Annotated in this window: 20 protein-coding genes and 2 riboswitches; of the genes, 11 read left to right on the top strand and 9 right to left on the bottom strand. The window is 65.3% G+C overall.

What is annotated here, in order from left to right; all coding sequences use genetic code 11:
- Nucleotides 1-5: 5 nt before the first annotated feature.
- Entirely contained in the window at nucleotides 6-1,331 is a 1,326-nt protein-coding gene (gene gltX / locus KAK09_RS12425; RefSeq protein ID WP_210879266.1) for a glutamate--tRNA ligase, read from the top strand.
- 97 nt (nucleotides 1,332-1,428) lie between these two features.
- On the opposite strand, the gene KAK09_RS12420 is transcribed toward gltX, so the two are convergent.
- A complete protein-coding gene (locus KAK09_RS12420; RefSeq protein WP_210879265.1) occupies nucleotides 1,429-2,040 on the bottom strand; it encodes a gamma-glutamylcyclotransferase family protein in 612 nt (203 codons plus the stop codon).
- Between the two features lie 48 nt (nucleotides 2,041-2,088).
- Between KAK09_RS12420 and KAK09_RS12415 the strand changes: the two genes are divergently transcribed.
- The 4 genes from KAK09_RS12415 (at nucleotide 2,089) to gcvP (ending at nucleotide 7,267) form a co-directional block, all read left to right on the top strand.
- The gene (locus tag KAK09_RS12415; RefSeq protein ID WP_210879264.1) at nucleotides 2,089-2,541 is read left to right on the top strand and encodes an RrF2 family transcriptional regulator; all 453 of its coding nucleotides are present in this window, start codon (nucleotides 2,089-2,091) and stop codon (nucleotides 2,539-2,541) included.
- Between the two features lie 30 nt (nucleotides 2,542-2,571).
- Nucleotides 2,572-2,658: riboswitch (glycine riboswitch) on the top strand.
- 2 nt (nucleotides 2,659-2,660) lie between these two features.
- Nucleotides 2,661-2,726, top strand: a riboswitch (glycine riboswitch).
- A 90-nt stretch (nucleotides 2,727-2,816) separates the two neighbouring features.
- Nucleotides 2,817-3,941: a glycine cleavage system aminomethyltransferase GcvT gene (gcvT, locus tag KAK09_RS12410; protein ID WP_210879263.1), complete on the top strand. Its 1,125-nt coding sequence runs from the start codon at nucleotides 2,817-2,819 to the stop codon at nucleotides 3,939-3,941.
- Nucleotides 3,942-3,961: 20 nt separating this feature from the next.
- Nucleotides 3,962-4,321 (top strand): glycine cleavage system protein GcvH, encoded by a 360-nt coding sequence (gene gcvH / locus KAK09_RS12405; RefSeq protein WP_210879262.1) that lies wholly within the window; start codon nucleotides 3,962-3,964, stop codon nucleotides 4,319-4,321.
- Between the two features lie 96 nt (nucleotides 4,322-4,417).
- The gene (gcvP, locus tag KAK09_RS12400) at nucleotides 4,418-7,267 is read left to right on the top strand and encodes an aminomethyl-transferring glycine dehydrogenase (protein ID WP_210879261.1); all 2,850 of its coding nucleotides are present in this window, start codon (nucleotides 4,418-4,420) and stop codon (nucleotides 7,265-7,267) included.
- A gap of 65 nt (nucleotides 7,268-7,332) precedes the next feature.
- Here gcvP and prpE read toward each other — a convergent pair whose 3' ends face one another.
- On the bottom strand, nucleotides 7,333-9,225 hold the full coding sequence (gene prpE, locus KAK09_RS12395) for a propionate-CoA ligase PrpE (RefSeq protein ID WP_210879260.1): 1,893 nt from the start codon (nucleotides 9,223-9,225) through the stop codon (nucleotides 7,333-7,335).
- A gap of 215 nt (nucleotides 9,226-9,440) precedes the next feature.
- The gene (locus KAK09_RS12390; protein ID WP_210879259.1) at nucleotides 9,441-11,720 is read right to left on the bottom strand and encodes an NADP-dependent malic enzyme; all 2,280 of its coding nucleotides are present in this window, start codon (nucleotides 11,718-11,720) and stop codon (nucleotides 9,441-9,443) included.
- Nucleotides 11,721-11,896: 176 nt separating this feature from the next.
- On the opposite strand from KAK09_RS12390, the gene upp reads away from it, so the two are divergent.
- Together upp and KAK09_RS12380 are read left to right on the top strand one after the other, a co-directional pair.
- Entirely contained in the window at nucleotides 11,897-12,529 is a 633-nt protein-coding gene (upp, locus tag KAK09_RS12385) for a uracil phosphoribosyltransferase (protein WP_210879258.1), read from the top strand.
- 266 nt (nucleotides 12,530-12,795) lie between these two features.
- Nucleotides 12,796-13,875, top strand: a complete 1,080-nt coding sequence (locus KAK09_RS12380; RefSeq protein ID WP_247651222.1) for an SPOR domain-containing protein — start codon at nucleotides 12,796-12,798, stop codon at nucleotides 13,873-13,875.
- Here KAK09_RS12380 and KAK09_RS12375 read toward each other — a convergent pair.
- On the bottom strand, nucleotides 13,872-14,888 hold the full coding sequence (locus KAK09_RS12375; protein WP_210879256.1) for a type I glyceraldehyde-3-phosphate dehydrogenase: 1,017 nt from the start codon (nucleotides 14,886-14,888) through the stop codon (nucleotides 13,872-13,874). The two genes, KAK09_RS12380 and KAK09_RS12375, sit on opposite strands and share 4 nt — an antisense overlap.
- A gap of 95 nt (nucleotides 14,889-14,983) precedes the next feature.
- On the bottom strand, nucleotides 14,984-15,367 hold the full coding sequence (locus KAK09_RS12370) for a hypothetical protein (protein ID WP_210879255.1): 384 nt from the start codon (nucleotides 15,365-15,367) through the stop codon (nucleotides 14,984-14,986).
- A gap of 239 nt (nucleotides 15,368-15,606) precedes the next feature.
- On the opposite strand from KAK09_RS12370, the gene htpX reads away from it, so the two are divergent.
- Both htpX and thrS read left to right on the top strand, forming a co-directional pair.
- Nucleotides 15,607-16,467, top strand: a complete 861-nt coding sequence (gene htpX, locus KAK09_RS12365) for a zinc metalloprotease HtpX (RefSeq protein ID WP_210879254.1) — start codon at nucleotides 15,607-15,609, stop codon at nucleotides 16,465-16,467.
- A 106-nt stretch (nucleotides 16,468-16,573) separates the two neighbouring features.
- Nucleotides 16,574-18,520, top strand: a complete 1,947-nt coding sequence (gene thrS, locus KAK09_RS12360; RefSeq protein ID WP_210879253.1) for a threonine--tRNA ligase — start codon at nucleotides 16,574-16,576, stop codon at nucleotides 18,518-18,520.
- Between the two features lie 9 nt (nucleotides 18,521-18,529).
- Here thrS and ribD read toward each other — a convergent pair whose 3' ends face one another.
- The 3 genes from ribD to KAK09_RS12345 form a co-directional block, all read right to left on the bottom strand.
- Nucleotides 18,530-19,624: a bifunctional diaminohydroxyphosphoribosylaminopyrimidine deaminase/5-amino-6-(5-phosphoribosylamino)uracil reductase RibD gene (gene ribD, locus KAK09_RS12355; protein WP_336244454.1), complete on the bottom strand. Its 1,095-nt coding sequence runs from the start codon at nucleotides 19,622-19,624 to the stop codon at nucleotides 18,530-18,532.
- On the bottom strand, nucleotides 19,621-20,103 hold the full coding sequence (gene nrdR, locus KAK09_RS12350) for a transcriptional regulator NrdR (protein ID WP_210879252.1): 483 nt from the start codon (nucleotides 20,101-20,103) through the stop codon (nucleotides 19,621-19,623). Before nrdR ends, ribD begins: the two co-directional genes overlap by 4 nt.
- A gap of 317 nt (nucleotides 20,104-20,420) precedes the next feature.
- Nucleotides 20,421-20,627, bottom strand: coding sequence for a cold-shock protein (locus tag KAK09_RS12345; protein WP_210879251.1), 207 nt, complete (start codon nucleotides 20,625-20,627; stop codon nucleotides 20,421-20,423).
- Between the two features lie 172 nt (nucleotides 20,628-20,799).
- On the opposite strand from KAK09_RS12345, the gene KAK09_RS12340 reads away from it, so the two are divergent.
- Both KAK09_RS12340 and KAK09_RS12335 read left to right on the top strand, forming a co-directional pair.
- Nucleotides 20,800-21,120: an arsenate reductase family protein gene (locus KAK09_RS12340; protein ID WP_210879250.1), complete on the top strand. Its 321-nt coding sequence runs from the start codon at nucleotides 20,800-20,802 to the stop codon at nucleotides 21,118-21,120.
- 3 nt (nucleotides 21,121-21,123) lie between these two features.
- Nucleotides 21,124-21,492 (top strand): hypothetical protein, encoded by a 369-nt coding sequence (locus tag KAK09_RS12335; protein WP_210879249.1) that lies wholly within the window; start codon nucleotides 21,124-21,126, stop codon nucleotides 21,490-21,492.
- Between the two features lie 7 nt (nucleotides 21,493-21,499).
- Here the strand turns inward: KAK09_RS12335 and murD are convergent, their stop codons facing one another.
- Nucleotides 21,500-22,897, bottom strand: a complete 1,398-nt coding sequence (murD, locus tag KAK09_RS12330; protein WP_210879248.1) for a UDP-N-acetylmuramoyl-L-alanine--D-glutamate ligase — start codon at nucleotides 22,895-22,897, stop codon at nucleotides 21,500-21,502.
- Nucleotides 22,898-22,957: the final 60 nt, after the last annotated feature.

Here is a 22,957-nt window from a genome sequence, read left to right as displayed (position 1 = left end):
CGCCCATGACCACCACCCGCTTCGCCCCCTCGCCCACCGGTTATATCCATGTGGGCAACCTGCGCACCGCGCTGATGAACTATCTCATTGCCGCCAAGGCCGGGGGCAGTTTCATCCTGCGCATCGACGATACCGACCCGGAGCGCTCGAAAGAGGAATATGTCGACGCGATCAAGCAGGATCTGGACTGGCTGGGCCTGCACTGGGACCGGGTGGAGCGGCAATCGCTGCGTCTCGACCGATATGCCGAGGCCGCCGAACGGCTGCGCGCCATGGGGCGGCTCTACGAGGCGTTCGAGACCCCGACCGAACTTGATCTCAAACGCAAGAAACAGCTCAACATGGGCCGCCCGCCGGTCTATGACCGCGCGGCACTGGTGCTTTCCGACGAGGAACGCGCGCGGCTGCGCGCCGAGCGCGGCGCTGGCGTCTGGCGCTTCCTGCTCGATCAGGCGCGGATCGAGTGGCACGATGGCATCCTCGGGGATATTTCCATCGACGCGGCGAGCGTGTCAGACCCGGTGCTCATTCGCACCGACGGGCAGGTGCTCTATACCTTCGCCTCGGTGGTGGATGACATCGAGATGGGTGTGACCGACATCGTGCGCGGCGCGGATCACGTCACCAATACCGCCACGCAGATCCAGATCATCGAGTCGCTGGGCGGCACCGCGCCGCGCTTTGCCCACCATTCGCTGCTCACGGGGCCGCAGGGAGAGCCGCTGTCCAAACGTCTCGGCACACTCTCCTTGCGCGACCTGCGCGCGCGCGGCGTGGAGCCGATGGCGCTGCTGAGCCTTATGGCCCGGCTCGGGTCGAGCGATCCGGTGGAATTGCGCAGCGAGATGGCGGAACTGATCGAGGGTTTCGACATCGAACGATTCGGTGCGGCCCCCACGAAATTCGACGAGGCAGACCTCTTTCCGCTGACCGCGCGCTGTCTTGCCGCGCGGCCCTATGAGGCGGTGGCCGGGATCATCGCGGCGCTCGGTGTGCCCGATGATCTGGCGGAACGGTTCTGGGAGGTGACGCGCGAAAATATCACCACGCTGGATGATCTTCAGGCGTGGTGGACCCTGTTCCGCGACGGGGCCGAACCTGCGATCGACGACGAGGACCGGGTCTTTGTGGCGCAAGCCATGGCGCTTTTACCCGAAGGGCCGCTGGACGAGGACAGCTGGGGCAAATGGACCGCGGCCGTCAGGGAGGCCACGGGGCGCAAGGGCAAGGCGCTCTTCATGCCGCTCAGGAAGGCGCTGACCGGGCAGGCCCAGGGACCCGAGATGGCGCAGGTTCTGCCGCTTCTCCAGGTGATCCGGGTAAGGGGCTGACCGCCCGCCTTCGGCGCCACCGAATTTTTTTCTTGAAAAAAATTCCAACAAGAAAATTCGAAGAATTTTCTTGTGCGGAGAGGTGGATCGGGGCGTCTTACCCCGTCGTCGCGATCCTTGTGGCGCCCACCCGGTTCAGATGATCGTCGGTCAGCGCGCGTTCCGGCCCGGACATGGGCAGGTGGCGCGGATAACGGGGCGAAGCGCGGTCGTCGAGGATCGGTGCTTCCCATCCGTCGGTGGTGGAGAAAAAGCGCGCCACACCCGCCTCGCCGAACTCGCACAGATAGCCCTGCACCACCACGTCAATATAGCTCAGCAGGATTGGATGGGTCTCTGTCGGCGCGCCGTGATGGCCCTCGGGAATGGTGTAGACGGCAATCTCGGGCGCGTGGGGCAGGGGATGGCGCACCTGATGGGCGGCGGGCACGCGAATATAGGCCGCCTCGCGCGCATCGAGTTCGGGCCAGTGCGCTTCGGGCACGGGCGCCATCAGCCCGTCGATCTCGGTCCCCGCATCCGGCGCCACGGTGAGATAGGCCACGGGCCGCAGCGTGGTATGCCGCCAGACCCGCCGCCAGCCGCGCAGTTGCGCGGGCATGGCACCCGCGAAATCATGCGTCGCCTGGTTCACGAGACTGCCATAGCCGAAGAAATATGCATCCCGAACCAAGGTTTTTGCCCTCACTTGATTTGTATCAAGGTTCATTTCGATGGTCGGGCCAAACTGCGGCAGTTTCAAGCGAGAGCGTGCCCCATGCGGATCACCAAGCGAACCAATATCGCCATCCGGCTCCTGATGTTTTGTGCGGTCAACCCTGACCGGCTGGTGACCAAGACCGAGATTGCCCTGCGCTGCAACACCTCCGAGAGCCATCTGGCGCAGATCATCAACCGGCTGGGGCAGCTCGGGTTCCTGCGCACGCAGCGCGGGCGCACCGGCGGCGTGACGCTCGGGCGTCCCATGGCCGAGATATCGGTGGGTGACGTGTTCCGCCGGCTGGAGGAAAGCGTGCCGGTTGCGGAATGTTTCGGTGATGTGGACAATACCTGCCCGCTCAAATCCGCTTGCCGCCTGCGCGAGGCACTCACGGAAGCGGTCGAGGCGTTTTATGCCCGGCTTGACGGGGTGACGCTCGATGCGCTGGTGTGCGAGAACGAGGCGCTGCTCGACATCTTTTCCGCGCCGAGCTGTCTCAAACGGGCTTGATCGAAGGCGCGCGGTATACTAGCGTCCACCGTAATCGGACAGGGAGAACCGGCCTCGTGCCGGTGCCGAAGGAGCAACCGCCCCGGAAACTCTCAGGCGCAAGGACCTTCCGATATCGACACTCTGGAGAGACCCCGTTTGCGGGGCGCCGACGGGATAGCGATCTCAGGCCAAAGGACAGAGGGGGCATCGTGGCGCGGGTCCGTGCGGGCTTGTGCGAAATCGGTGCCGGTTCGATCCTTCGGGGGTCCGGCCCAAGACAGAGGAACGATCCGGTGGCCGATCTGCACATGACACCGCTCAATGCGATGCACCGCGAGCTTGGGGCAAGGATGGTCCCGTTCGCGGGCTATGACATGCCGGTGCAATATCCCATGGGCGTGATGAAGGAGCACCTGCATTGCCGCGCCCGAGCGGGGCTTTTCGACGTGAGCCATATGGGGCAGGTGATCCTGCGGGCGCCGGGGGGATATGCGGCGGTCGCCGCCGCGATGGAGCGCCTCGTGCCGGTCGATCTGCTGGGCCTGGCCGAGGGGCGGCAGCGCTATGGCGTCTTTACCGATGAAGCGGGCGGCATCCTTGACGACCTGATGATCGCCAACCGGGGCGATCACATGTTCGTGGTGGTCAACGCCGCATGCAAGGCCGATGACATCGCCCATATGCGCGCGGGGTTGAGCGGTGTGGAGGTCGAGGCGATCACCGGCCGCGCGCTTCTGGCGCTGCAAGGCCCTGCCGCCGAGGGCGTTCTGGCGGCGCTGGTGCCCGAGGTGGCGGCGATGCGTTTCATGGATGTGGGCGTTTTCGACTCGGCGTTCGGCGAGCTGTGGATTTCGCGCTCGGGCTATACCGGTGAGGATGGGTATGAGATTTCGATGACCGAAGGGCAGACCGAGGCGCTTGCCCGCACGCTTCTGGCGCATGAGGATGTGGCGCCCATCGGGCTTGGCGCGCGCGACAGCCTGCGGCTGGAGGCGGGGCTGTGCCTGTATGGTCATGACATCGACACCACGACAACGCCGGTGGAGGCAAGCCTGACCTGGGCCATCCAGAAGGTGCGTCGCGCGGGCGGTGCACGGGCGGGCGGATTTCCGGGGGCCGACAGGATATTGGCTGAGCTGGCCCATGGCGCGCCGCGTGCCCGCGTCGGCCTGCGCCCCGAGGGCCGTGCGCCGATGCGTGAGGGCACACCGCTTTTTGCCGCCGCAGAGGGGGGCAATCCCGTAGGGCACATCACCTCGGGCGGGTTCGGCCCCACCATCGAGGCGCCCATGTCCATGGGCTATGTGCCCGCAGCCCTCAGCCAGCAGGGCACCACGCTTTACGGAGAGGTGCGCGGCAAGCGTCTGGCCACGACGGTCACGGCGCTGCCCTTCACCCCCGTCCGTTTCAAACGCTGATCATCAGGGAGCTTACAGCGATGAAATTCACCGAAGAACACGAATGGCTGCGCGTCGAGGACGATCTTGTCGTCGTCGGCATCACCGAGCACGCCGCCGAGCAGCTGGGCGATGTGGTCTTTGTCGATCTGCCCGAGGTGGGCACGAGCGTCACCAAGGATGACGAGATTGTGGTGATCGAGAGCGTCAAGGCCGCTTCGGACATCCTTGCGCCGCTCGATGGAGAGATCGTCGAGGTCAACGAGATTCTGGCCGACGAGCCGGGCAAGGTCAACGAGGATCCGATGGGCGATGCCTGGTTCTTCAAGATCAAGCCAGAGGATCTGAGCCAGATGGACGATTACCTCGACGAGGCCGCCTACAAGGCCCTTGTCGGCTAGGCCCGGACGCCCGCCGGGGGATGCCTCCGGCGGGAGTATTTTCGGAACGATGAAGCCGGGCGCAGGCCGCCCGAGACATGCGTTGAGGAGAGTGCGATGCCCTTCAAGGCCACCGATTATCTGCCCTATGATTTCGCCAACCGCCGTCATATCGGCCCCTCGCCCAAGGAGATGGCGGGGATGTTCGAGGTGCTGGGTGTCGAAAACCTCGATCAGCTGATCGACGAGACAGTGCCGAAATCCATCCGGCAGGAGGCCCCGCTTGATTTCGGCAAGCCCAAGTCCGAGAGCGAGCTTTTGCATCATATGCGGATCGTGGCCTCGAAGAACAAGGTGCTGACCTCGCTCATCGGCCAAGGTTATCATGGCACGGTCACGCCGCCCGCGATCCAGCGCAATATCCTTGAAAACCCGGCCTGGTATACCGCCTACACCCCCTATCAGCCCGAAATCAGCCAGGGGCGGCTTGAGGCGCTGCTGAATTTCCAGACCATGGTGAGCGACTTGACGGGCCTTGAGATCGCCAATGCCTCGCTTCTCGACGAGGCGACGGCGGCGGCGGAGGCGATGACCATGGCGCAGCGCGTGGCCAAATCGAAGGCCAGGGCGTTCTTCGTCGATGAAAACTGCCACCCGCAGAACATCGCGGTGATGCAGACCCGCGCAGCCCCCCTGGGGATCGAGTTGGTCGTGGGCGCGCCCGAGACGATGGAGGCCGAGCGTGTCTTTGGTGCAATCTTCCAGTATCCCGGCACGCACGGGCACCTGCGCGATTTCACGGATGAGATCGCCGCGCTTCATGGCGCAGGTGCCATCGGCATCGTCATCGCCGATCCGCTGGCGCTTACGCTGCTGAAGGAGCCCGGCGCGATGGGGGCCGATATTGCCGTGGGCAGCACGCAGCGTTTTGGCGTGCCGGTGGGCTATGGCGGGCCGCACGCGGCCTACATGTCGTGCCGCGACGCCATGAAGCGCGCCATGCCGGGGCGGATCGTCGGTGTTTCCATCGACAGCCACGGAAACCGTGCCTATCGCCTCAGCCTGCAAACCCGCGAGCAGCATATCCGCCGCGAGAAGGCCACGTCGAACGTGTGCACCGCGCAGGCGCTTCTGGCGGTGATGGCGTCCATGTATGCGGTGTTTCACGGCCCCGAGGGCCTCAAGGCCATCGCGCAGCGCATCCACCGCAAGACCGTACGTCTGGCCAGGGGGCTGGAAGCGGCGGGGTTCAAGGTCGAGCCGAAGGCGTTTTTCGACACGATCACCGTGGATGTGGGCCTCTTGCAGCGCGGCGTGCTGCAATCGGCGGTGCGCGAGGGGGTGAACCTGCGCCGCGTGGGTGAGACGAAGATCGGCATCACGCTCGACGAGCGCACCCGCACAAAGACCGTCGAGGCGGTCTGGCGCGCCTTTGGCATTGTCATGGAGGACAGAGATTTCACGCCCGAATACCGCCTGCCAGAGCCGCTTGCGCGCGAAAGCGCGTATCTGACCCATCCGATCTTTCACATGAACCGGGCCGAGACCGAGATGATGCGCTACATGCGCCGCCTTGCTGACCGCGATCTGGCGCTAGACCGGGCAATGATCCCGCTGGGAAGCTGCACGATGAAGCTCAATTCCGCCGCCGAGATGATGCCGGTAAGCTGGCGCGAGTTTTCGCTTCTGCATCCCTTTGCCCCCGCCGATCAGGCCGAGGGCTACAAGGAGATGATAGACGATCTGTCGGCCAAGCTCTGCGACATCACCGGCTATGCCGCGATTTCCATGCAGCCCAATTCGGGCGCGCAGGGGGAATATGCGGGCCTTCTGACCATTGCCGCCTGGCACCGGGCACAGGGGCAGGGGCATCGCCGCGTCTGCCTCATCCCGGTGAGCGCGCACGGCACCAACCCGGCAAGCGCGCAGATGGTGGGCTGGGATGTGGTGGTGGTCAAATCTGCCGAGAATGGCGATATCGACGTGGAGGATTTCCGCGCCAAGGCCGAGAAGCATTCAAAGACGCTGGCCGCCTGCATGATCACCTATCCCTCGACCCATGGCGTGTTCGAGGAAACCGTGCGCGAGATATGCGAGATCACCCACGCCCATGGCGGGCAGGTCTATATCGACGGGGCCAATATTAACGCCATGGTGGGCCTTGCGCGCCCCGGCGATCTGGGCGGCGATGTGAGCCATCTCAACCTGCACAAGACGTTCTGCATCCCCCATGGCGGTGGCGGTCCCGGCATGGGGCCGATTGGGGTCAAGGCGCATCTGGTGCCGCATCTGCCGGGGCATCCCGAAACCGGCGGGCAGGAGGGGCCGGTCAGCGCCGCGCCCTTTGGCTCGCCCTCGCTCTTGCCGATTTCCTGGGCCTATTGCCTGATGATGGGCGGCGCGGGGCTGACGCAGGCGACGCGGGTGGCGATCCTCAATGCCAATTACATCGCCAAGCGGCTCGAAGGGGCGTTCGACGTGCTCTACAAGGGGCGGAATGGACGCGTGGCGCATGAGTGCATCCTTGACGTGCGCCCGTTTGCAGAAAGCGCGGGCGTCACTGTTGATGACATCGCCAAGCGTCTGATCGACTGCGGGTTCCATGCGCCGACGATGAGCTGGCCGGTGGCGGGCACGCTGATGGTCGAGCCGACCGAGTCCGAGACCCGCGCCGAACTTGACCGCTTCTGTGACGCGATGCTGGCCATCCGCGAAGAGATCCGCGCCATCGAGGAAGGCCGGATCGACCCCGAGAACAACCCGCTCAAGAACGCGCCGCACACGATGGAGGATCTGGTCAAGGACTGGGGCCGCCCCTATAGCCGCGAACAGGGCTGTTTTCCGCCCGGTGCCTTCCGGGTGGACAAATATTGGCCCCCCGTGAACCGCGTAGACAACGTCTATGGCGACCGGCATCTGGTCTGCACCTGTCCGCCGCTCGAGGATTATGCCGAGGCGGCGGAATAGGGCAAAGTGCATCACGCCCCTTGCCTGACGGCGGGGGGCGTGGCGACAGGTGGGGCAGGGGTGGATCAGCCCTTGGCCAGCCCGATCCCCCGAAGCGCGACGCGAATCTCATCGAGAATCGCCGGATCGTCGATGGTCGCGGGCATCTTGAACTCTTGCCCGTCGGCGATGCGGACCATGATCGCGCGCAGGATCTTGCCCGAGCGCGTCTTGGGCAGACGATCCACCACCACCGCCAGCTTGAACGCCGCCACCGGGCCGATCTGATCGCGCACCAGCTTGACGCATTCGGCGGTGATGTCGGCATGGGGGCGGTTCACACCTTTGGTCAGGCACAGAAATCCCACCGGCGTCTGACCTTTTAGCGCGTCCGCAGCGCCGATCACGGCGCATTCGGCCACGTCCGGGTGAGAGGCGAGCACCTCCTCCATCGCGCCGGTTGAAAGGCGGTGACCGGCCACGTTGATCACGTCATCGGTGCGCGCCATGATCCACAGATAGCCATCCTCGTCCTTCATGCCCGCATCACCGGTCTCGTAATAGCCGGGGAAGGTGTTGAGATAGGATTTGCGATACCGCTCCTCGGCATTCCAAAGCGTCGGCAGGGTGCCTGGCGGCAGCGGTAGCCTGACAGCGATGGCCCCAAGCGTTCCCGGCGGCACTTCATGCCCGCTTTCATCAAGAATTCGAACGTCATAGCCGGGCATGGCCACGGTCGGAGAGCCGATCTTGACGGGCAGCGCCTCACACCCTGCCGGGTTTCCTGCGATGGTCCAGCCGGTCTCGGTCTGCCACCAGTGATCGTAGACCGGCACGCCCATGACTTTTTGTGCCCATTCGATCGTGTCGGGATCGGCCCGCTCCCCCGCGAGATAGAGCGCGCGAAGATGCGAGATGTCGTATTTCGCCAGTTCCTTTGCCTCGGGATCCTCGCGCTTGATCGCGCGCAGGGCGGTCGGGGCGGTGAAGAAGCTCTTGACCTTGTGCTCGGAAATCACCCGCCAGAAGGTGCCCGCATCGGGCGTGCCCACCGGCTTGCCCTCGAACACGATGGTGGTGTTGCCATGGATCAGCGGGCCATAGCAGATATAGCTGTGGCCCACGACCCAGCCCACATCGGATGCCGCCCAGAACACCTCGCCGGGGTTCACATTGTAGATGTTCTTCATCGTCCAGTTGAGCGCCACCAGATGCCCGGCGGTGGGGCGCACCACGCCCTTGGGCGCGCCGGTGGTGCCGGAGGTGTAGAGGATATAGGCCGGATGGTTGCCCTCGACGGGCACACATTCGGCCGGCTCGACCCCGTATTGAAACGCGTGCCAGTCGTAATCGCGCCCCTCGATGAGCTTGGCCACTTCCTCCTCGCGCTGGAAGATCACACAGAAATCGGGTTTGTGCGCGGCCTGTTCGATGGCGCCGTCGAGCAGGGGCTTGTAATGGACCACGCGGCCCGGCTCGATCCCGCAGGAGGCGGCGATGATGCATTTGGGCGCGCAATCGTCGATCCGCACTGCCAGTTCATGCGCGGCAAAGCCACCAAACACCACCGAATGAACCGCCCCGATCCGCGCGCAGGCCAGCATCGCCTCCAGCGCCTCGGGCACCATCGGCATGTAGATGATGACGCGGTCGCCCTTTTCCACACCCTTGGCCCGTAGCGCACCTGCCAGCCGCGCGACGCGGCTGCGCAGTTGCGCATAGCTGATCTTGTGCTTGGTGCCGGTCACCGGGCTGTCATGGATGATCGCCGCCTGCGCGCCGCGCCCGGCCTCGACATGGCGATCGACCGCGTTCCAGCAGGTATTCACCAGCCCGTCGGAAAACCACTCGTAAAGCGGGGCCTTGTCGTCAAAAAGCGCCTTCGAGGGTTTTTGCACCCAGTCGATCTTGCCGGCCTCTTCCATCCAGAAGCTTTCAGGGTCTGCCAAAGACCGCGTATAAATATCCTTGTATGCCATGGTATCCTCCTCCGATCCGTTGCAATCCTGTTACGAGCAAGGTGCCTTTGCGGCAAGCGCCTTGGCGGCGGGCGTGGCAGAAGGCCGCGAAAAATTTGCAGAAACCGTGATGATCTGCCTGCAAACTTTTGCAAATAAGGTGAATAAATACAGTTTCGACGCGCCTCATGGAAAATTTTGCAAATTCAGGCAGGATCATCTGCGAACCCGCGATTCTACCCGTAATGTGCCACCGGCGTGCCGGCGATGGCCGCCATGTTGAGAAGGCCGCGCGCGGTGATCCCAGGTGAGACCACATGCGCACGGTTGCCCATGCCCATCAGGATCGGCCCCACTTCCAGCCCGCCCGCCTTCATCTTGAGGATGTTGCGCACCCCCGAAGCGGCGTCGGCATGGCCGAACACCAGCACATTCGCCGCCCCTTCAAGCCGGTTGCCGGGCAAGAGCCGTTCGCGCAACTCGGGGTCCAGCGCGGCATCGATGTTCATCTCGCCCTCGTAGGCGAAATCGCGCGGTGCGCTGTCCAGAAGCGCAATCGCCTCGCGCAGCCGTTTGCCCGACCCCTCGGCCTGATTGCCGAATTGCGATTGCGAGCAGAACGCGACCTTGGGGGCAAGGCCGAAGCGGCGCACATGGCGTGCGGCACCGATGGCGATCTCGGCAAGGTTCTCGGGCGTAGGGCGCGAATAGACATGGGTGTCGGCGATGAACAGGGGCCCGTCCTCCAGGATCATCATGCTGAGCGCGCCATGCGGGCGATGCGCCTCGTCCTGAAGGAGATGACAGACGTAATTGAGGTGCCAGCGGAATTCCCCGAAGGTGCCGCAGATCAGGCAATCGGCGTCGCCGCGCTTGACCATCACCGCGCCGATGGCTGTGGTGTTGGTGCGCATGACGGCCCGCGCGATGTCAGGCGTCACGCCGCGCCGTGCCATGATGGCATGATAGGTCTCCCAGTAGTCGCGGTAGCGAGGGTCGTTCTCGGGGTTGACGATGGTGAAATCGCGCTCGGGGCGGATCGTCAGCCCCGCGCGTTCGCAGCGCATGGTGATGACCTCTGGACGGCCGATCAGGATCGGCGTCTCGGTGGTTTCCTCCAGGATTGCCTGAGCGGCGCGCAGCACGCGCTCGTCTTCGCCCTCGGCAAAGACGATGCGGCGCGAGGCGCTGCGGGCGGCCTCGAACACGGGCCGCATGAGCAGGGCGGATTTGAACACGCTCGCGTCGAGATCGGCCTTGTATTGGGCAAGGTCGTCAATGGGGCGCGTGGCCACGCCCGTCTCCATTGCTGCGCGCGCCACAGCTGTCGAGACAACGCCCGACAGGCGCGGATCAAAGGGCTTGGGGATCAGGTAATCGGACCCGAATGTCATCTCTTCGCCGCGATAGGCCGCCGCCGCCTCGGCGCTTGTCGTGGCGCGGGCAAGCTCGGCAATCCCTTGCACGCAGGCCACCTGCATGGCGTCGTTGATCTCGGTCGCGCCCACATCCAATGCCCCCCGGAAGATGAACGGGAAGCACAGCACATTGTTGACCTGATTGGGAAAATCCGAGCGGCCCGTGGCGATGATCGCATCGGGAACAGCGGCGCGTGCCAGATCGGGCATGATCTCGGGATCGGGGTTGGCAAGGGCAAAGACGATGGGCCGCGGGGCCATCTGCGCGACCATCTCGGGCCGGAGCACATTCGGCCCCGAGAGGCCGAGAAAGAGGTCCGCGCCGGCGATCACCTCGTCGAGCGTGCGCAATTCGGTTGCCTGCGCAAAGGCGGCTTTTTCCGGGTTCATGTCGATCTCGCGGCCCTCGTAAACGAGTCCGTGAATATCGCAGAGCCAGATGTTCTCACGCCTCACGCCCAGCTTGAGCAGCATGTTGAGGCAGGCGATCCCCGCCGCGCCGCCGCCGGTGGAGACGATCCTGATCTCCTCGAAACGCTTGCCCGCCACATGCAGCGCATTGACCGCCGCAGCGCCCACAACAATGGCGGTGCCGTGCTGATCGTCGTGGAACACGGGGATGTTCATGCGCTCGCGGCAAATCCGTTCAACGATGAAACAATCCGGCGCCTTGATGTCTTCGAGGTTGATTGCGCCAAAGGTCGGCTCCAGCGCGCAAACGATATTGGCGAGCTTTTCGGGGTCCGGCTCGTTCACCTCGATGTCGAAACAGTCGATATTGGCGAACTTCTTGAAGAGCACGGCCTTGCCCTCCATGACAGGTTTGGAGGCCAGAGCGCCAATGTTTCCGAGGCCCAGAACGGCGGTGCCGTTCGTGACCACCGCGACCAGATTGCCGCGCGAGGTGAAGCGACGCGCGCTTTGCGGGTCGGCCTTGATCTCGAGACAGGCCTCGGCCACGCCGGGGCTGTAGGCGCGCGCAAGGTCTCGTCCGTTCGCCATGGGTTTTGTCGCGCGGATTTCCAGTTTGCCGGGTTTCGGAAACTCGTGATAGTCGAGCGCCGCCTGCCGAAGTCCGTCCCCGTGGTTGTCCGTCATGTCTGTCCCCCTCCGGCCAACTAGTTTAACGTTAAATCATCTCGGATGCAGTCATAACAGCCCCACATCGCAATACAAGGCAAGCTTGCACCGGTCCGGGCCGCGCGGCAATCCCGACATTGCCTCACGCTGTGATTTCTGGAAAGACGGAACAACCAGACCGCAAGAGGCCCGCCATGACCGAGCACCTGACCATCGTTACGCATCCGCTTGTGCAGCACAAGTTGACCTTGATGCGTCAAAAGGAAACCTCGACCGCTGTGTTTCGCCAGCTTCTGCGCGAGATCAGCCAGTTGCTTGCCTACGAGGTCACGCGCGGCTTGCCGATGACGTCGCGGGTCATCGAAACCCCGCTGATGGAGATGGAGGCCCCCGTGCTTGCCGGGCGCAAGCTGGCGCTCATCTCGATCCTGCGTGCGGGCAACGGGCTTCTGGACGGGATGCTGGAACTGATCCCTTCGGCGCGGGTCGGCTTTATCGGGCTTTATCGTGACGAAGAGACGCTGCAACCGGTGAAATACTATTTCAAGGTGCCCGATCAACTGGGCCAGCGCCTGTCCATCGTGGTCGATCCGATGCTGGCCACGGGCAATTCCTCGGTCGCGGCGATTTCGATGCTCAAGGAGGCAGGCGCGCGCGACCTGCGCTTCCTGTGCCTGCTGGCCGCGCCCGAGGGGGTTGCGCGGATGCGCGAGGCCCATCCCGATGTGCCGGTCGTCACGGCCGCGCTCGACGAGCGGCTCAATGAAAAGGGCTATATCCTTCCCGGACTAGGGGATGCGGGTGACCGCATGTTCGGCACAAAATAAGCCATCCACTGTTTACTCATTGCGGAAAATAATGCACTCTCGGATTGGTTTGTTCGGGGGGTGGAATGAGAGTTTCCAGACAGGCGATCCTGGTCACGGTCGCAACATGCATGAGCGTTTCCGGCGCGTTCGCGCAATCACTGCGGGATGTGCCCGTGCCGGCGGAGTTTCCTCCCACCTCCTTTACGGGCACGCAATATGTGGACAGCCAGGGATGCGTGTTTATCCGCGCGGGTGTCGGCCTGAACACCATCTGGGTGCCCCGCATGAGCGGCGCACGTGAGCACATGTGTGGCTTTGCGCCCTCGCTTGCCACGACCGCGCCACAGCCCCAGCCGCAGATCCAGCCGCAAGCCGCGCCCCGCATCGCTGACGCGCCCGCGCCTCGGGCGCAGCCGGCACCGCGGACAAGCCCCGCGCCCGTCTCGGCCCCGAAACCCGCCGCGCCCGCCCCCGTGCCGCCGCGCGTCTCGTTGGCCGCGGCTTCCGCTGGGACGGCGCGGGTTCTTACGCCCCCCGATCCCGCCCGCACCGCCTGTGCGAACATGACCGACGTTTCGGCGGCCTACATGGTGCAGCACAAGGGCTCGCCGGTGCGCTGCGGCCCGCAGACCGCCCATTACGCGACCTATCCGCAAGACGGCAGCGCCCGGGGAACCTATACCGTCCTGATCCCGGTCGCGCCCCCGGCTCTCGGCACCCGCGCCATACCTGGCAGCGTTCCGACCGGCACCCGTGTCGCCCCGTCCCGCGTCTACACGAGCCAGCGCACCAGCCTTTTCGGCATTTCGGTACCCGAGGGCATGAAGCCGGCATGGGAGGATGACCGCCTCAATCCGCGCCGTGCTCACCAGACCTTCGAGGGCAAGGCGCAGATGGAGGTGATGTGGACCAATACCGTGCCTCGCCGCCTCATCGACCGGCGCAGCGGCACGGATGTGATCCATCGGTTCCCGGGCCTTCAGCCACCCTTCACCAGTTTCGAGGGGCAGCGCGCCGCCGGTGTCACCGTGGCCACGCGCGGGGTTCATGTGCCCGATCCGGTCCCGGCGCGCCGCGCACCGACTGCGTCCGTCTCCTCTCGCTCGGTGCCGGGGATCGCAACCGCCCCCGATGTGTCGCGCCCGCATTATGCGCAGGCGGGGATCTACGCCGACCCGGAACAGGGTCGCGCCGCCGCGCAGCGTGTCGCCGCCGCTGGCTTGCCCGCGCGCCAGGGCAAGCTCAGCCGTGACGGGCGCGCGCTGACCGTGGTGCTCGCCGGCCCCTTCGCGTCACGGACCGAAGCCGAGCGCGGGGCGCAAAGGCTTCGCGGCATGGGGTTTGGAGAGGTGCGTCTGCGCTAGAGCGGGCCGACAGGGCGGCCCCTTCGCCCGATCAGCGCGGCCATGTCCAGCATTCGGGCCGAAAATCCCCATTCGTTGTCATACCAGCCGAACACCCGTAGCAGCCCGCCCACCGAAACCGAGGTCTGCGCCGCGCTCAGGATCAGGCTTTCTGAGCGCCCCCGCAGGTCGGAGGAGACCAGCGGCTGATCGGTCCAGCCCAGCCAGTGGTGATGCGCCGCCGCGTCGCGCAGCGTGGCGTTCACGCCTGCCTCGGTGACGCTGTTGCGGGTCTGCACCGTGAGGTCGATGCACGAGACCGACGCCACCGGCACCCGGATCGCGCGCGCCTCGATGCGGCCCCGGAGCGCGGGCAGGACAAGCCCGGTCTGGTGCTGCGCGCTTGTCGTCGTCGGCACCATCGAGAGAGCGGCGGCGCGGCTGCGTTCGGGCGCGCCGCGCGGTTTGTCAACGGTCGGCTGGCTGCCGGTATAGCAATGCACGGTGGTCATCTGGCCGCTCACGATCCCATAGGCCTCGTCCAGAAGCCTCGCCAGCGGCGCCAGCGCGTTGGTGGTGCAGGACGCGTTCGAGATGATGCGGTGATCGCCGAGCGCGGACTCGTTCGCCCCCAGAACCAGCGTGATGTCGGCCTCCTCCGATGGTCCCGAGACAAGAACCGCCGCCGCGCCCGCCGCCAGCCCCCGTTCGGCCATCGCCCGCACGCCTGCCATGCCGGTGCATTCGAGCACCAGATCGACGCCCGTAAGGTCCAGCGTGCTTAGGTCGCGCGCGCCATGAAACGGGATCTCGCGCCCGTTCACCACCAGCGCGCCGGGCCGCGTCGCCACGGTGCCGGGGAAGGGGCCAAAGACGCTGTCGTATTGAAAGAGGTAGGCGCAGGTGTCGAGCGGCTCGATCTCGTTGATGCAGGCCAGTTCGAACTCGGGGCGCTCGCGCATCAGGATGCGCAACAGCGTCCGCCCGATGCGCCCAAAGCCGTTTATGGCGATGCGGATTGGCGGTTGGGTCATGGCGCGCTCCTCGTGGCAAGGTCAACAGGGTTGACATTGTCGCAGGCGTGCGGGCTTGGCCAGAGGTGAAACAACATTTGATCAAATCTGGCCGCTCAGAACCTGTATCCGAACCGCGCGATGTCCTCGGCGGCAATGGCGGCAAGGGTCTCGGCATTCCGGTCGGTGTAAAAGCCCCGGTAGTCGCCCCGCGTCGAGGTATTGAGACGCGGCAGATCGAGACGGAACCCCAGGTGATCCCAAAGCGGGGCCGCATCCTCGTCGAACTGTTCCAGCCGGATGTAAAGGCGACACCGTTCCCGGCCGTCTGCCGTCGTCATGCAATGGCGTGCGGGGCTGGCCGCCCAAGCCGCGCGCGTCTCGGGTCTCGCCAGAAAGGCGGCGAAATCGACCGATTGCGCCAGCCGCACCGTCGGGTGATCGAAGCGTTGCGCGCGCGCCCGACCGCCCCCCGGGCGGGCGCTTTTGCAACGCTGCACCCCGTACAATCGTTCGATGTTCCTGCACCATAAACTGCCCACAAAAACCGTCGCAGCGCCCACCCGGCGGTCAGGCACTCGCGCGGCTCATCCCTCAATTGGGAATGTCCATGCGGGTCATCAACAGACACTTTGCAGCCGCTTTGCACCGGGTATATTGCGTCAGGTGGCGAACGCTAGCGCCTTGCCACGGCGGCAAAAGCCCCCATATTGCGCGCGTCGGACAAGGGGGACCACGGATGACCGGATATCTGCGAACGGCCGTTCTCATGGCGGCGATGACCGCGCTTTTCATCGGGATCGGCGCGCTTCTGGGGGGCGCGGGCGGCGCGTTGATCGCGCTTGTGGTGGCGCTGGCCATGAACGCCTTTACCTGGTGGAATTCCGACAAGCTGGTGCTCAGGATGCACGCCGCGCGCCCCGCCGATGGCCCCGAAGGCGCGGCGCTCACGCAGATGGTGCACAAGATGGCCGATGCCGCCGGGATGCCGCGACCGGCGGTCTATATCCTCGATAACGACCAGCCCAATGCCTTTGCCACCGGGCGCAACCCCGCCAACGCCGCCGTTGCCGCCACAACGGGCCTGTTGCGCAGCCTGAGCCGCGAGGAGATCGCCGCCGTCATGGCCCATGAGCTCGCGCATATCCGCAACCACGACACCACGATCATGACCATCACCGCGACCTTTGCGGGCGCGATTTCGATGCTGGCGAATTTCGCCATGTTCTTCGGGCGCGGGCGCAACGGCATGGGCCTCATCGGCACGCTGGCGCTGATGATCCTTGCGCCCATGGCCGCAGCCCTTGTGCAGATGGCGATCAGCCGCTCGCGCGAATACGAGGCCGACCGCGTGGGCGCCGAGATCTGCGGCAATCCTCTCTGGCTGGCCTCGGCCTTGCAGAAAATCTCGGGCCTTGCCGCGCGCATCGACAATGACGCCGCCGAGCGCAACCCGGCCACGGCGCATATGTTCATCATCAACCCGCTTCATGCCCATGCCCATGACCGGCTGTTCTCGACCCACCCCAACCCGGAAAACCGCATCCGCGCCCTGCGCGAGATGGCCGGGCAGGGCGCGCGGCGCGGTCCCTGGGCCTGAGCGCCGTCTTTCCCCGTCTTGACAGTCCGCGCAGCCCGCGCCATCAGGGGCGAAACAACCCGCAACCGGGCGTTTCGTAGGCGCCAGACCGACGAGGAGACGGACCATGTCCCAGATTTCCATGACATTTCCCGATGGATCGCAGCGCGCCTACCCGGCGGGCGTCACCCCCGCCGAAGTGGCCGAGAGCATCGCGCCCTCGCTCGCCAAGCGCGCGATTTCCGCCCATGTCGGCGGCGCGCATTGGGATCTGCAATGGCCCATTACCGGCGACGCCGAGATCAGCATCAACACGATGAAGGACGAGGCGCCCGCGCTTGAACTCATCCGCCATGACCTTGCGCATATCATGGCCCGCGCGGTGCAGGAGATCTGGCCCGATGTGAAGGTCACCATCGGCCCGGTGATCCAGAACGGCTGGTATTACGATTTCGACCGGGCAGAGCCGTTCACGCCCGAAGATCTGGGCCGGATCGAGGCGAAGATGAAAGAGATCATCAACGCCCGCGATCCCGTGCGCACCGAAGTCTGGGACCGCGCCCGCGCCATCGCCCATTACGAAGGCACGAATGAGCCCTACAAGGTTGAACTGATCGCGGCCATTCCGGGCGACGAGCCCTTGCGCATGTATTGGCACGGGGATTGGCAGGATCTCTGCCGTGGCCCGCATCTGCAACATACCGGGCAGGTGCCCGCCGACGCCTTCAAGCTGATGAGCGTGGCGGGGGCCTACTGGCGCGGCGACAGCACGCGGCCCATGCTGCAACGCATTTATGGCGTGGCCTTTCAGACCCGAGACAAGCTCAAGGAATACCTTACCTTTCTCGAAGAGGCCGAGCGCCGCGACCACCGCAAACTGGGTCGCGAGATGGATCTTTTCCACATGCAGGAGGAGGCCCCCGGCCAGATATTCTGGCACCCGAACGGCTGGAGCGTCTACACCACGCTTCAGGGTTACATGCGCCGCCAGCAGATGCGCGGCGGCTATGTCGAGGTGAACACGCCGCAGGTCGTGGACCGAAAGCTGTGGGAGGCCTCGGGCCACTGGGAAAAGTATCAGGACAACATGTTCATCGTCGAAGTGGACGAGGAACATGCCCGCGAAAAGGCCGTCAACGCGCTCAAGCCGATGAATTGCCCCTGCCATGTGCAGATCTTCAATCAGGGGCTGAAAAGCTATCGCGACCTGCCCTTGCGCATGGCCGAATTCGGCGCCTGCAACCGCTATGAGCCCTCAGGCGCGCTTCATGGTATCATGCGGGTGCGCGGCTTTGTGCAGGATGACGCGCATATCTTCTGCACCGAAGAACAGATCGAGGCTGAAACCGCGCGCTTCATCGCGTTTCTCTCGAACATCTACCGCGATCTGGGGTTCCCCGAATTCGAAGTGCTGTTTTCCACCCGTCCCGAGGTGCGCGCAGGCAGCGACGAGGTCTGGGACCGTGCCGAGGCGGCGCTTCTGTCGGCCACCCGCGCCGCCGGGATCGAGCCGAAGGTGAATCCCGGCGAGGGGGCGTTCTATGGCCCGAAACTGGAATTCACCCTCACCGACGCCATCGGGCGCAAGTGGCAATGCGGCACGCATCAGGTGGATTTCGTGCTGCCCGAGCGTCTTGACGCCACCTATATCGGCCCGGACGGCGCCAAGCACCGCCCCGTCATGCTGCACCGCGCCTGTCTGGGCAGCTTCGAGCGGTTCATCGGGATTCTCATCGAGGAACATGCCGGGCGGCTGCCGTTCTGGCTTGCCCCGCGTCAGGTGGTGGTCGCCTCGATCGTGTCCGAGGCGGATGACTATGTGCGCGAGGTTGTGGACACATTGCGCGCACACGGTGTCCGCGCCGAAGCCGATATCCGAAATGAGAAGATCAACTACAAGGTGCGCGAACACTCTGTCGCCAAGGTGCCGGTGATCCTTGCCTGCGGGCTGCGTGAGGTCGAGGAACGGTCGGTGTCGCTGCGGCGTCTGGGTGTGAAGGAGACGCGCAGCCTCGCCCTGGACGAGATGGTGCCAGAACTTGCACGCGAGGCGACGCCGCCGGATATGCTCTGACGCAGCGTGTCAGGCGCGCGCCCAGCGGTGCAGCACAGCACCCCCCAGCGCGCGTGTCTCGATCAGCCGAAAACGTGTGGCCTCGTCCAGCCGCGCCAGCCCCAGCGCGCCGACCCCCGGCAGCCCCTCGGCGCCGATGACCAGCCCGGCGGTAAAGCCTGCCAGTTCATCCACCAGTCCCGCCGCGAGGAGCGAGGCCGCAAGCGCGCCACCCCCTTCGCAGAATACCCGCGTCAGCCCTGCCGCGCCAAGCGCGCGCAGCATCGCGTCCGCATCGACCTGGCCCGCTACCACATCGCAGGGGAAAAGCCGCGCGCCCAGGCCGCGCCACGCTTCGGCAATGGCGTCGTCCACCTCGGTTCCGTGGCACAGCCAGAGCGGCACCTCGCGCGCGCTGCGGGCAAGCTGTGACATCAGCGGCAGATCGAGCCTGCGCGAAACCACGACGCGCACCGGTTGACGCGTGACGCCCATGCCGCGCACGGTCAGCATCGGGTCATCCGCCCGCGCCGTGCCCGCGCCAACCATCACCGCATCGTGGCGCGCGCGCATCGCATGGACCGCGCGCCGTGCCTCGGGCCCGGTGATCCATTGGCTGTGGCCCGAGGCGGTCGCGATACGCCCGTCGAAACTCGCCGCCAGCTTGAGCGTCACGAAAGGCCGACCCACCTCGTTGCGGATCAGGAACCCGGCATGGTCGTGCGCGGCCTCATCTGCCAGAACGCCGGTCGTGACCGCGACGCCCGCCGCGCGCAGCATCGCAAAACCGCGCCCCGAGACGCGCGGATCGGTGTCGTCGAATGGCGCGACCACCCGCACCACACCCGCCGCGATCAGCGCCTCGGCGCAGGGTGGCGTTTCGCCGTGATGGGCGCATGGCTCCAGCGTGACATAGGCGGTCGCGCCTAACGCGGCCGCGCCCGCCTGCGCAAGTGCCAGCGTCTCGGCATGGGGGCGCCCGCCCGCTGCGGTTGCGCCCCGCCCGACGATCCTGCCCGCGCGCACGATCACGCAGCCTACGGCGGGGTTGGGCGCGCATTGCCCCATGCCGCGCCGCCCAAGCGCGAGGGCAAGCGCCATGAAGCGGGCGTCTTGCGCGGTCACGCTTCGGCGTCTTTGGCGGCGGCCCCCTCGTCCGGGCGCAGTTCGCTCACGAAGCGGTCGAAATCGTCAGCTTCCTGGAAGTTCTTGTAAACACTGGCAAAACGAACATAGGCGACGGTGTCGATCCGCGCGAGCGTTTCCATCACGATTTCGCCTATGACCTTCGAGGAAATGTCCGTGTCGCCCATGCTCTCAAGTCGGCGCACGATGCCAGAGATCATCTGTTCGATCCGCTCAGGGTCTATTGGGCGTTTCTGAAGTGCAATGCGCACCGAGCGTTCAAGCTTGTCGCGGTCGAAATCCTCACGGCGCCCGTTGGATTTCACGACCACCAGATCGCGCAGTTGCACGCGCTCATAGGTTGTGAACCGCCCGCCACAGGCCGGGCAAAACCGCCGCCTGCGGATCGAGACATGCTCCTCCGCGGGGCGTGAATCCTTGACCTGTGTGTCGATATTTCCACAAAACGGGCAGCGCATGGCCGTCCCCCCCTTTGTTCTCTGCCTCTTGGATCATGGGTCTCGGGCCCGGTTATCCACAGGCACTATAGGGTGGCCTCAAGGTTTTGGGTAGAGGGTAATTCGTGCCCCCAGATGCAGGGGAGAGTGGCGCGATCTTGCGCGGCGTGGCCAATAAGGTGCCAGGCGACAGGCACGCCAATCTCCGAGGGATCGCACAACTATCCCTAAATGCCGCGTTTTATGCGCAGCCGCACCATGGTGATTGCCCGCCAGGGGCCCAGGGCTGCTGCTGCAGCTTCTGGCCGGGGGGCGCCGGTGGCGGCACCCCGCCGCGCTCAGAGCAGTTTCAGGTCCGAGGCCATCTGCCGCCCGTCCCGCCCGTCCTTCAACTCGTATCCGACCTTCTGATTGTCGGCCAGACCTGTCAGCCCCGACCGTTCAACGGCCGAGATATGCACGAATACGTCCTTGCCGCCGCCATCAGGCGCGATAAAGCCATAACCTTTTGTGGTATTGAACCATTTTACGGTGCCCGTCGGCATTCCGTTCTCCTTCGTCTTCGCGTCCCCGGGAGTATGCCGGGCCATATGCACCCGCGACAATCCGTCAAGGTACATGCGCAGATGATTGCACCGCCATTGTAAAAATCAAGCGAAACTCCGTGACGGGGCGGTCGCGGCACGCTAAGACGGGGATTGCGAAAGAGGGGACGTGATGATCATCTACGGGCTCAAGACCTGCGATACATGCCGTAAGGCCATGAAGTTATTTACGAAAGCAGAGTTTCGGGATGTCCGCACCGATGGCCTGCCTGAAAATGTGGCACAAGCCGCCCATGCGCGGTTCGGCGCGGCGCTGATCAACCGTCAATCGACCACATGGCGCGGCCTGAGCGAGGCGGAACGCGCGCGCGATCCGCTGGGCCTGATCGCCGCGCATCCGGCGCTGATGAAGCGGCCCTTGATCGAGGCGGGGGGCTGCCTCTATCTCGGATGGGGCAAGGATGTGCAGGCGGCACTGGCGGGAAAGGACTGAACGATGCGCAGCGCGGCAATGGTTCTGGGGGTGATCGGCGGCTGTCTCGCGGTGCTCGTCGGGTTCTTCAGCTATGGCTACACCGAGGTGGTCGACCGCTTTGGCGAGGTGGAGGGTCTGCTCCATCAGGTGCGCGATCCCTCGCTCGTTCGCGTGGCAAGTTTTGTGGCGCCGATTATGGCGATTGCGGGTGGGGCGATGGCGAAGATGCGCGCGCTCTGGGGCGGGGTGCTGCTGTTTGTGTCGGCGGGGCTGATGTATTACGCCTTTGGCTTTGGCGTCTTTACCATGTTCCCCATCGGCATGACCGGGCTGGCCGGTCTGCTGGCGCTGGCGGCGGGCAAACCGGACGAGCCCAAGTCGCATTTCTGAGGCGCGCCTAAAGCCGCGCGCGCACCTCGGCCATGAAATCCTCGCCGCGCTTCTCGAAATTGTCGTATTGGTCGAAACTGGCGGCGGCGGGGGCAAGCAGGACAACCTCGCCCGGCGCGGCCTCGGCCATGGCGCGCTCAACGGCGCGGGCCATGGTGGTGCAGATCTCGGTTTCCACCCCCGCAAGCCCCATGGCGAATTGCGCCGCCTCGCGCCCGATCACATAGGCCTTGGCGACATGGGGCAGGGCGGGGCCAAGCGCGCCCAGACCTCCGTCCTTTTCCAGACCGCCGCAGATCCATCGGATGCGCTCGAAGGCCAGAAGTGCCTTGAAGGCACTGTCCACATTGGTGGCCTTGCTGTCATTGACAAAGCGCACGCCGCCCCGTTCGGCCACAAGCTGCGAGCGGTGCGGCAGGCCCTTGAATTCGTGCAATCCCGCCTCGATCACGCGGGGGGCAAGGCCAAGGCTGCGGCAGGCGGCGTAGGCGGCGCAGGCGTTCTGGTGGTTATGTGCGCCGGGCAGGCCGGGAATGGCGCGCAGGTCGATGGACGCCACCTGACGGCCCTTGCGGTATTCGCTCAGAAACCCCTTGCGCGCAAAAACCGCCCAGCCGGCGCCTGTGAGTTTGCCACTGACCGAGATGCGGATCACCCGGTCATCGGCCGGTCCTTCGGAGAGTTGACCCGCCAGATAGCGCCCCTCCGCCTCGTCCACGCCGATCACTGCGCGGTCCGGCCCGCCCTCCGAGAACAGCCGCCGCTTGGCCGCGAAATAGCCGCCAAGTCCGGCGTGGCGGTCAAGATGATCGGGCGAGAAATTGGTGAAGACGGCGATATCGGGGGTCAGCGCGCGGGCAAGCTCGGTCTGGTAGCTGGAAAGTTCCAGCACCACGACACCGCCCTCTCCGGGCGGGTCGAGATCAAGCACGCCGCGCCCGATATTGCCCGCAAGTTGCGCGGGGTGGCCCGCCTGCGTCAGGATATGGTGGATCAGCGCCGAAGTGGTGGATTTGCCATTGGAGCCGGTAACCGCGATCACGCGCGGGGCGGTGTCGAGCCGGTCCCAGTCGGGCGTGGCGAACGAGCGGAAGAAAAGGCCGATATCGTTGTCCACGGGCACCCCGGCCGCCTGCGCCGCCGCGATGGTGGGGTGGGGCGCGGGGTAGAGATGGGGGATGCCGGGGCTGGTGACGAGCGTCGCGATGCCGTCGAACGCGCCTGCGCGGGTCAGGTCGGTGACGGTGAGGCCCTCGGTCTCGGCCTGCGCGCGGCTCTCGGGGTTGTCGTCCCAGACCACCACTTCAGCGCCACCCGCGAGCAGGGCGCGCGCCGCCGACAGGCCAGAGCGCCCAAGGCCCAGAACCGCCACTCTCACCCCATCGATGCCTCTGACCGGTATCATTGCGCCCCCCGCCCGTTGCACGGTATTTGCGCCGGATGGGGTGCGCGATGCAAGGGGGGG

Origin of the sequence: Roseovarius autotrophicus (assembly GCF_018069895.1) — a bacterium.
Taxonomy (GTDB): domain Bacteria; phylum Pseudomonadota; class Alphaproteobacteria; order Rhodobacterales; family Rhodobacteraceae; genus Roseovarius; species Roseovarius autotrophicus.
The sequence above is the reverse complement of the archived record's forward strand: the minus strand, read 5'-3'. Positions and strand labels throughout refer to the sequence as shown.

Coding starts and splice junctions, on each gene's coding strand:
- KAK09_RS12415 (WP_210879264.1), top strand. CDS start 2,089: ATGCGGATCACCAAGCGAACCAATATCGCCATCCGGCTCCTGATGTTT.
- KAK09_RS12345 (WP_210879251.1), bottom strand. CDS start 20,627: ATGCCGACGGGCACCGTAAAATGGTTCAATACCACAAAAGGTTATGGC.
- KAK09_RS12420 (WP_210879265.1), bottom strand. CDS start 2,040: ATGAACCTTGATACAAATCAAGTGAGGGCAAAAACCTTGGTTCGGGAT.
- gltX (WP_210879266.1), top strand. CDS start 6: ATGACCACCACCCGCTTCGCCCCCTCGCCCACCGGTTATATCCATGTG.
- htpX (WP_210879254.1), top strand. CDS start 15,607: ATGACCGGATATCTGCGAACGGCCGTTCTCATGGCGGCGATGACCGCG.
- thrS (WP_210879253.1), top strand. CDS start 16,574: ATGTCCCAGATTTCCATGACATTTCCCGATGGATCGCAGCGCGCCTAC.
- KAK09_RS12335 (WP_210879249.1), top strand. CDS start 21,124: ATGCGCAGCGCGGCAATGGTTCTGGGGGTGATCGGCGGCTGTCTCGCG.
- nrdR (WP_210879252.1), bottom strand. CDS start 20,103: ATGCGCTGCCCGTTTTGTGGAAATATCGACACACAGGTCAAGGATTCA.
- gcvH (WP_210879262.1), top strand. CDS start 3,962: ATGAAATTCACCGAAGAACACGAATGGCTGCGCGTCGAGGACGATCTT.
- murD (WP_210879248.1), bottom strand. CDS start 22,897: ATGATACCGGTCAGAGGCATCGATGGGGTGAGAGTGGCGGTTCTGGGC.
- gcvP (WP_210879261.1), top strand. CDS start 4,418: ATGCCCTTCAAGGCCACCGATTATCTGCCCTATGATTTCGCCAACCGC.
- upp (WP_210879258.1), top strand. CDS start 11,897: ATGACCGAGCACCTGACCATCGTTACGCATCCGCTTGTGCAGCACAAG.
- KAK09_RS12390 (WP_210879259.1), bottom strand. CDS start 11,720: ATGACGGACAACCACGGGGACGGACTTCGGCAGGCGGCGCTCGACTAT.
- KAK09_RS12340 (WP_210879250.1), top strand. CDS start 20,800: ATGATCATCTACGGGCTCAAGACCTGCGATACATGCCGTAAGGCCATG.
- KAK09_RS12380 (WP_247651222.1), top strand. CDS start 12,796: ATGAGCGGCGCACGTGAGCACATGTGTGGCTTTGCGCCCTCGCTTGCC.
- prpE (WP_210879260.1), bottom strand. CDS start 9,225: ATGGCATACAAGGATATTTATACGCGGTCTTTGGCAGACCCTGAAAGC.
- KAK09_RS12375 (WP_210879256.1), bottom strand. CDS start 14,888: ATGACCCAACCGCCAATCCGCATCGCCATAAACGGCTTTGGGCGCATC.